At 24.9% G+C, this 454-nt stretch carries 1 protein-coding gene; it reads right to left on the bottom strand.

The window, feature by feature from the left end:
• Window positions 1-454, bottom strand: a 454-nt coding sequence (locus tag AWT72_RS09880; RefSeq protein WP_197407673.1) for a hypothetical protein, incomplete at both ends; no start/stop codon positions are given.

Raw genomic sequence — 454 nt, 5'->3', positions numbered from 1 at the left:
TATTATTTCTTTTTCGCCTGGTACTATATATTGTGCAAAGGTATTTCCTAATTTTTTTTCTTTATTTCCATCAATTAATGCTTTGGTTACTACTTCTTTATGAGATTTTCTAAAATTCTTATCATAACCTTCTCCAAACTTACTACTAAAATTATCTAAAATCCCTTTTTGGAATTCTTCTATACTTTGCCCTAAAGTTGGTTTTCCATGTTGTGTTAATTCTTTACGAATTTGCCATTTTTCTACATCTTTTTCATCATATATTTTACCATCTTTATCTTTCCATATTTTCTTTAATTTACCAAAGTCTTCTATTTTTCCTATGTTTTCTAATTTTTTTGCTTTTATATGTAAGTATTTATCTGCACTTATCTTTGAACCATTACTATTTACTACTTTATCATCTGCTTCTAATATTATATTTCTACCTTTTAATTTTTTCTTTTCTTCATTT

This window comes from Oceanivirga salmonicida (assembly GCF_001517915.1).
GTDB classification, from domain to species: domain Bacteria; phylum Fusobacteriota; class Fusobacteriia; order Fusobacteriales; family Leptotrichiaceae; genus Oceanivirga; species Oceanivirga salmonicida.
Note: the sequence above shows the minus strand (reverse complement) of the source record. Positions and strands in the feature narration are given on the sequence as shown.